8 protein-coding genes are annotated in these 5,498 nt (G+C 39.6%); 3 read left to right on the forward strand and 5 right to left on the reverse strand.

Annotated elements, in window-relative coordinates; translation table 11 throughout:
- From BN93_RS15350 to BN93_RS15360, 3 genes are all read left to right on the forward strand, one after another.
- The coding region (locus BN93_RS15350; protein WP_019189170.1) for a PcfJ domain-containing protein at positions 1-534 on the forward strand (534 nt) is incomplete at its 5' end.
- 26 nt (positions 535-560) lie between these two features.
- Positions 561-815, forward strand: coding sequence for a hypothetical protein (locus tag BN93_RS15355; protein WP_019189171.1), 255 nt, complete (start codon positions 561-563; stop codon positions 813-815).
- Positions 816-819: 4 nt separating this feature from the next.
- Positions 820-1,050, forward strand: a complete 231-nt coding sequence (locus BN93_RS15360; protein WP_019189172.1) for a hypothetical protein — start codon at positions 820-822, stop codon at positions 1,048-1,050.
- 164 nt (positions 1,051-1,214) lie between these two features.
- On the opposite strand, the gene BN93_RS15365 is transcribed toward BN93_RS15360, so the two are convergent.
- From BN93_RS15365 to BN93_RS15385, 5 genes are all read right to left on the reverse strand, one after another.
- Positions 1,215-3,512 (reverse strand): DEAD/DEAH box helicase, encoded by a 2,298-nt coding sequence (locus BN93_RS15365; RefSeq protein WP_044261115.1) that lies wholly within the window; start codon positions 3,510-3,512, stop codon positions 1,215-1,217.
- A 10-nt stretch (positions 3,513-3,522) separates the two neighbouring features.
- Positions 3,523-4,224, reverse strand: a complete 702-nt coding sequence (locus BN93_RS15370; protein ID WP_019189174.1) for a hypothetical protein — start codon at positions 4,222-4,224, stop codon at positions 3,523-3,525.
- 112 nt (positions 4,225-4,336) lie between these two features.
- On the reverse strand, positions 4,337-4,846 hold the full coding sequence (locus BN93_RS15375; protein ID WP_044261110.1) for a glycoside hydrolase family protein: 510 nt from the start codon (positions 4,844-4,846) through the stop codon (positions 4,337-4,339).
- Positions 4,830-5,291, reverse strand: a complete 462-nt coding sequence (locus BN93_RS15380; RefSeq protein WP_019189176.1) for a DUF3872 domain-containing protein — start codon at positions 5,289-5,291, stop codon at positions 4,830-4,832. Before BN93_RS15380 ends, BN93_RS15375 begins: the two co-directional genes overlap by 17 nt.
- A 17-nt stretch (positions 5,292-5,308) precedes the next feature.
- Positions 5,309-5,498: toprim domain-containing protein (locus tag BN93_RS15385; RefSeq protein ID WP_044261112.1), on the reverse strand; the 190-nt coding region annotated here is incomplete at its 5' end.

Consider the following 5,498-nt stretch of genomic DNA (forward strand, 5'->3'; position numbering starts at 1 on the left):
GGCATAGAGGACATTTCAATATGGTGCGACTATGTGGATATGCTCCGCAGATTGGGCAAGGACATACACAGTCCGAAGTATGTTTGCCCCACCGACCTGCATAGGGAACACGACCGCAGACAACACGAACTCCGCAGACAAAGGGAAAGGGAAGAAAAGGAGAAGAGACGCAAAAAGGCAATGGAGGACGAGAAACGTTTTCACGAACTCAAATCAAAATTCTTCGGTATCCGTTTCACGGACGGCACAATCCAAGTCCACGTTTTGGAGAGCGTGCAGGAACATTTGGATGAGGGTGTGGCAATGCACCATTGTGTGTTCGACAATGCCTACTATCTTAAAGAGAACTCACTGATACTTTCGGCGACCATTGAGGGCAGACGGATAGAAACGATTGAAGTTAGTTTGGACACACTCAAAGTCGTGCAAAGTCGTGGCGTGTGCAACAAGAACACGGAGTATCACGAGCAGATAGTGAGCCTTGTCAATGCCAACCGCAAATTGATTAGGCAGAGAATGAGAGCGACAGCATAAGCAACAATCACCAAAACATCACAGATATGAAAGCAGAAATAGAAAGTATCGTATGCAACTGGGCGGACGAGATACCCTATATCCTTGTAAGGATAGTCAATGCCATTACCCTATCCGCCAATGAGGAGGAACTAAGGGCTGCCGTCAAGCGGATAGCCGAAGAAACGGAACTTGACAAGTTCTTTGCATACGGCTATGGCGCACACCATTTTTGGCTTACCCATCGCAGGTTATCCAATGGAGAGCCAAAAGAACACAGATTACTAATTGCTGAATTTTGAGAATATGAAGAAGAGAGTTTACAGAGTACGGACGCGGTACATTTTCGAGGGAGTTTTTGAGGTGGTTGCCGAGAGTAGAGAAGAAGCACGACAAAAGGTCATTCAGGATTGCGGAATGGTGATGGGTGGAAACATTCACAGCACCCTGCCCGATGAGAAAATCAATTGGGCTTTCTCCACGCACCCCGAAGTAATTACGAGACGGATAACCGTTCAAGAAGAACTGGCGAAGTAAAGCGGTCGGCAGATTTGCCGACCGCTCCTTTCTTTCGTGAGCTTCGGGCGGACAAAGAAAGGAGCAAAGAAACCCCAATGAAAAACACCTCGTTACTTTTGACGGTGAGTTGAGACGGCTCAAAAGTAACAAAAAGCCATTATCCCAAAATTCTTTTATAGCTATTATATAAATCTATTTATCACTGCTCTATCTTCTTCTGGAACATTATTTATAGAGGGTTTGAAGGTAATCTGCGTTTCATCTATGTCTTCAATATGTTCTCCTAAGACTTCGATATCCTCATAACTCATCCCATAACGTAACATCCAAATATGTCGTTCATTAGCTGTTCCATATTTAATATACTTTGCTAATTTGAGAGCTCTCTCATCTTGATTTGACAAATAATATTTTTTCAAGGCTGCATAATATACATCACTCAGTTTAAACCCTATCAATTTATCCAAATAATCATATGTGTCATAAACGATAGAATCGTAATCGACATCTCGTGCAAGAGTCTTCGCATCAAATAAAGGATAACGTTTTAGCATCTTATTGGGAATATCATGGAAACCAACCAAGTAGTTAGCAAATATTCTATTTGTATCTTTTCCCTGTCGTTCTCTTTGTTCCCGTTCTTTTGTTTTGCTTGCATAAGAATATCTGTACCAACAGACATTCTTGAATGTTTTACCATAAACACGCCATAACATTATTTTGATAGCTGTCGATAATACATCTCTCTCTGCATCTACCAAACTTCTACCAAGATACATTTCATACAATATTATGAAATATCCATACAAATCGAGCTTACATTTCAAATCACTGCTGATTTCATTTATACCAATAAGAATATTATCTGGAAATACTAGATCTAAAAGCATCTTTACTATATCATGCACTTCATTACTTTCCAATTTCTGTAGCTCACTATTTGTTAGGTTGTAGTCGTCAGAAAAAGTGCCATTTAGTATGGCATCCTTAAAAGTATTATAATCATCATCATGTATGGTTTCTGTTTCAAGTGCAGAGACATCATCAAGGGTTTCATTCTGAAGCATTATACTTCTAAATTTTGACATCTTATTAGATGAATTGATAATAACGTACCCAAAATCAAAATCCAAATTTGTTGTAGAACGCCCAGCTCTTCCTATAAGATTCTTAACCGACAATGGCTTGCTTCCTTCAAGTCTATCCAAAAATACAATATCAAAAGGCATATTAATGCCTTGTTCCAATGTTGATGTAGCAAAACATAAACGACATAAACCGGATTTTGTAAAATTCTCTATTATAATCCTTGTTTGCAAAGGAAGAGAACCATGATGAATAACAATACCTCTTCTTAACAAAGACAACATTTGAGAAAAATAATTTTTATTTGCAACAGTATCTCCTCCTGTATATCTCTTCAGATTGTCAAGGTAAATATCAACATCTTCTGTATTCAAATCTGCGCAAAGATTAATGTATTTTTCAAACTTGTTGAGAAATGACTTGTTAAGAATGGAAGATTTTGACACGTAAAACAAAATAGATTTGCCATTACGGATGGCTGTCTCTATAGGATCACCTTCATATAAAACTTTTGTTTTTCCCATTAAATCTTTTTCCACTCCGAAATGATAGAATCTCTCCTCATCCATACACATGAATAGCTGTCCAACATTTTTCTGTTCATATCGAAATGCTTTAGATGTTTCTTCATTAAAATGATTTTTCTTTATCTGAGAGTCTGGATTGGCTACAAATGGATGAGCAAAAACAAATTTTGCCTCTGGAAAAGATTTTTGGCATCGTCTCACTATACTATCAAAATACAATCCTCGCTTACTTTCCTCATCGCTTAATTGTGCCTCATCAAATAAGAAAAGTTCTACATTAAAGTCTTCGTATTTGAATAGTTCTCGGCACCTTTCTGGAGTTACAATAAAGATATTGCGATTTGCTTTTCTTGTGTTTATCTTATCAATGAATGTAAGGATATTTACACTTTTATCAGCGATAGAACGGTTAAGTTTAATATAAAACTCATTTATCAATGCCCTCGACGGAACGATAATCACAACATCGTGTTGAGATTCTTTTATTAGATTTAAAAAGACATACGATTTACCAGTACTTGTTGGCGCAGAGAAACTAAAACACTTATTATTCGATATATTATGTACTATATTTGCTTGAACAGGTGTGTACAAATGGGCAAATTCTTCCCAAATACAATCACGGTATAAAGAAAAAACCTTGGATTTAAGAGTATTAGATTCTGCCCCTTTGTAGAAAGCTCCTATATAGTTGAGTATTGATTTCTTGTATTTCTCAAAAACGTCTTTCTGGTAAAGGGATAGATATGAAAGGATCTCCATATCAGATATATTTGTTGGCCCGTTAGTATATATCCGATTTAGTACGAAAGAGACTATCTCTTCAATGTTCTCTCCGTTTATTATTTTACGTATTAAGTCTTCCATTATCATTATTCTATTGACAAATATCTACAGCAACTAATATGAGCTCTTTATGAGAGGAAAGTCTCTGGTAATTAACGTTATTTTCGATATTGCTAATAAGTCTTTCTGTAGGAGTACTCTTACTTGAAAATGCAGCAATAAACCCTTTATTGCCATTACATACTTCATCACATGAAGCTTTTGGACATAAGTTTTGTATATCGAGTAAATCTGCTACATCTCTTTGCTCTGTGTTAAATCTATATATTTGCTCCAAAGCTCTGCCATAAGCATTCTGCGCTGCAACATACTTGGCTTCTCCGAATAAAATTATATTAGACTTATTCATTGAATAGAAATCAAAACCGGGGTTCCCTGATTTTTGCTCCTTAATAAGTTCTCCTAAGGGAAGGTCTAAGTAATCTAATTGCTCAACTATTGTGCTTCGAGCAATCTCAGAAATGACATATTCTGCAGAATCTGATGTTAGGGAATCATCTTCTTCATGAATAATATTAGACGAAATATAATCTATTGTGCTTTGGAATCGGACAGAAAACGTATGCTTCAAAAAACCGTTGTCAAATTTCATTATCCAGCTATTATTTGACAATGATTCAAAAACCGCTCTCAATGTCAGTTTTATATCCGTTGGTCGTATTCTAAAGAATCTGATATGAGGTTCAACTTCAAGAGACTCTATGATTTCATAACCGCGTTCAACTTCAGCCATTTTAGAAATTATTTTTCGCAAAGTTACTCATTCATAACGAGAAAGGCGAATAAAACAGAAAGAAAACGCCCCTTGCGAAGCATAAAAATGTCGCAAGAGGCGTATTTGAAAATCAGGGTATATAAAACAGGGCAAACTCTACTTTTCGTCGTTTGACAAGCCCCCTGAGGACTTTGCCCTTGTATCGGCAGAAAGAGACAAATTCATGGTAGAAATTCCTGTCGCCCGACTCTATCTTTCGCAGCAATCGGCTCTTGGGATGTTTGCCGTATCCGAGCAACCTGCCCGTCCCGACATTGTAGGACAAGACGGCAAGCAGCAGGGCATCCTTGCCATAGTTCTTGAACATCATCAGACGCTTCATCAGGTCTGCCCGAAGCAGGGAATCCGCCTGCCGTTCCGTCATCGCCGCCGTAAAGCGTTCTCCCTTTTGCAACTGATGACCGTATCCGACATAGGGTGCGTCCTTGAACCCGTGCAGTCCCTCGAAGTGCTTGATGCAGACCACGCCACGCTCAAAAGGTGGCAACGAGAGCAGTGCATTCCTTCCGTCCTGAGCGGAAAGCCGTAAGCAGGAAAGGCAGACAAGGCAGAAGACGACAAGTTTATTTCTTAACCTCATCTTTCTTCTCCTTTTCCTCGTCCTTCTGGCTGTTGAACTCAAACAAGAGTTTTGCCTTCTGTCCGAAATTATCCTCCACATACACGTCTATCGTCTGCTGGTCGGTGGAAGCAGATGTGTAGTATAGCCTGAACACCTCTTTTGTAAGAGGGTAACGGTCATTGGGTTTGAACACCGTGCCGTCTTCCATCTTCAGTCGTCCCTTTCCATCGGGCTGAAAGTACCTTATGGTGTAGCGGGTGTCGGCAAAGTTGCCCTCCCTTTTCAATGTACAGCGTATCTCCGCCGTCTGCCCCTTGGCGATGTGCTTCTGCACCGGCATCGTCTCTATCGTGAACGGGTACGCTTGCTGAATATCCAGCTCGTGATTACAAGCAGATAGACAAAACCCGGCGAGGGCAAGCACTCCCATTACCCATATTGTGTTTATAATTTTCTTCTTCATTGTTTGTTATCGTTTTGTTATACATTGTTCCCTGCATTCTTGGAAAGCAGAAACTCATTCAGATCCTTATGCTCGGCATACAGGGAGGAACGGTCGATGACCTTATCCCCCAAACAGTCGTGTAGTCTCTGAAAAGTCCTTCTCCCCGCCTCGTCATTGTCGAGGAAGCATTCTATCCTCTCATAGCCCTGCAAGACTTTCACCGCC

Origin of the sequence: Prevotella conceptionensis 9403948, from assembly GCF_000312305.1 — a bacterium.
In the GTDB taxonomy this organism is placed as follows: Bacteria; Bacteroidota; Bacteroidia; order Bacteroidales; family Bacteroidaceae; genus Prevotella; species Prevotella conceptionensis.

Excerpts from the sequence above, each read along its gene's own strand:
- BN93_RS15355 (WP_019189171.1), top strand. The coding sequence starts at position 561 with ATGAAAGCAGAAATAGAAAGTATCGTATGCAACTGGGCGGACGAGATA.
- BN93_RS15360 (WP_019189172.1), top strand. The coding sequence starts at position 820 with ATGAAGAAGAGAGTTTACAGAGTACGGACGCGGTACATTTTCGAGGGA.
- BN93_RS15365 (WP_044261115.1), bottom strand. The coding sequence starts at position 3,512 with ATGGAAGACTTAATACGTAAAATAATAAACGGAGAGAACATTGAAGAG.
- BN93_RS15370 (WP_019189174.1), bottom strand. The coding sequence starts at position 4,224 with ATGGCTGAAGTTGAACGCGGTTATGAAATCATAGAGTCTCTTGAAGTT.
- BN93_RS15375 (WP_044261110.1), bottom strand. The coding sequence starts at position 4,846 with ATGAGGTTAAGAAATAAACTTGTCGTCTTCTGCCTTGTCTGCCTTTCC.
- BN93_RS15380 (WP_019189176.1), bottom strand. The coding sequence starts at position 5,291 with ATGAAGAAGAAAATTATAAACACAATATGGGTAATGGGAGTGCTTGCC.